The organism is Aquimarina sp. I32.4 (genome assembly GCF_002924285.1).
In the GTDB taxonomy this organism is placed as follows: domain Bacteria; phylum Bacteroidota; class Bacteroidia; order Flavobacteriales; family Flavobacteriaceae; genus Aquimarina.
The window spans coordinates 1-1617 of sequence record NZ_PGUB01000228.1 but is presented as its reverse complement, the minus strand read 5'-3'; the positions used below and the strand labels follow the sequence as shown (position 1 = coordinate 1617).

The 1617-nt window shown below is 34.0% G+C and carries 1 protein-coding gene; it reads right to left on the bottom strand.

The annotated features are described in order from the left end of the window. Nucleotides 1-114: 114 nt before the first annotated feature. Nucleotides 115-1566, bottom strand: coding sequence for an IS1182 family transposase (locus tag CVD18_RS22180; RefSeq protein ID WP_103867624.1), 1452 nt, complete (start codon nucleotides 1564-1566; stop codon nucleotides 115-117). Nucleotides 1567-1617: the final 51 nt, after the last annotated feature.

Genomic DNA, 1617 nt, shown 5'->3' with positions numbered 1-1617 from the left:
TTTATTTAATCGCTTTTTTCATTTGAAGCCGTAATATTGAGATTCGATTATTTTAAAACAGTTTACAGAGCTTATTTTGTCTCTACAATGCCTTTTGGGACATACTACTTTATACTATCGTTCTAATTTTAGGATTCTTTTCAAATTAACAGTAAATATTGCGATCGCACCTTGCATTTGCATATTTTCAATACCATATGAACTTGCTCTTCTATAACCATGAACGTTTTTTAGCTCACTGTTTTTTGCTTCTATTTTATACCTGTGCTTGGATTTTTCTTTATAATAATCGGTTTCTTGAAAAGATATTTGTTCTTGATGCAGATCTGATTTTATAGATACAGAGTAAGTTTTAGTTTTTGCTCCGGGTTTATAACAACCATCTCTCAATGGGCAGGTTCTGCATTTTTGCACATCAAAGTAATACGTATCTACTTGATTTTCTTCACTATTTTTTTTGCCCTGACGAGCCTTTCGTATGGCCATATGGCCAGCAGGACAAACAAACCTATCTGCATCTTTATTGTAATCAAATTTATCTTCATCCTTTCGAATACCTTGGGTTATTGAAGGATTTAACCTAGCTATTATTTTTATGTTTTGTGCACTGGCTAGCTTTAAATTTTCTTTCCCCGAGTAAGCAGTATCACCAACAATGGTATCTACTTCCATTCCATTTTGCTGGCTGACCCTCAATAATTTTGGTAGTTCAGGTCCATCTCCTTTTTCTCCTGAAGTTATTGTTGCCGCTGTAATTATGCGTTCTTCAGTCATTGCAATATGTGTTTTGTATCCAAAAAATGAACTATCTGCCGATTTATGTCCAGTCTTAGCCTCCATATCTTTAGACAAGATAAAATTATCTTGGGTGTCTTCTACTGTCTCCTTTAATAGATTCAATTTCTCTTTAACTGTAGGTATAAGGCTCAAGGTTGGATCTGACTCAATTACATTTTCAAGTTCTTTGCAATAGGCTATCTCACTCTGTAGATTGTCATCCACATTTTTAACTGGTAGTTGTCCTTTCAAATTTTCATCTACGGTATAGATCGCTTTGCGTAATAGTTTTGAACGCTCTTTGAGTACTTCAATGGCTGAAAATGGATTTGACCTCGACAAAGTATGTGTCGCATCTACTATGATTGATTTCGAGCGAACAATACCCTTTTCAATAGCAATAGAAACTGTTTTTCCAATCAAAAGATTCAATAGATCAGCATCTTTCAATCGTAACTTTCTGAATTTTGTCAGTGAACTGGCATTGATAACGTCTTGCTCTGGGCTCATTCCAAGAAAATATTTAAAGGACATATCAAAGCGTGATCGCTCTACAACATCTACGTCTGAAATTGTGTAAATAGTTTTCAGTAAAAGATACTTGAACATACGAATAGGACTCTCTGCATTACGCCCATTGTTTGAACAATACTTGTTTGCCAATTCATCATAAATAAAGGAAAAGTCAATTAATTCGTTAATCTTTCTAAGAAGATTTTCTTTCGGAACAATCAAATTGTATAAATCGCTGTACGCACTTAATTGCATTTCTTGCTGTTGCACCAACATAAATAAGCATCTTAAATTCAAGATTTAAGATACAAAAAAGGAGCGAAAACA

What these genes read in the sequence shown, in the direction of transcription:
- CVD18_RS22180 (WP_103867624.1), bottom strand. Translation starts at nt 1,566, where the DNA reads ATGTTGGTGCAACAGCAAGAAATGCAATTAAGTGCGTACAGCGATTTA.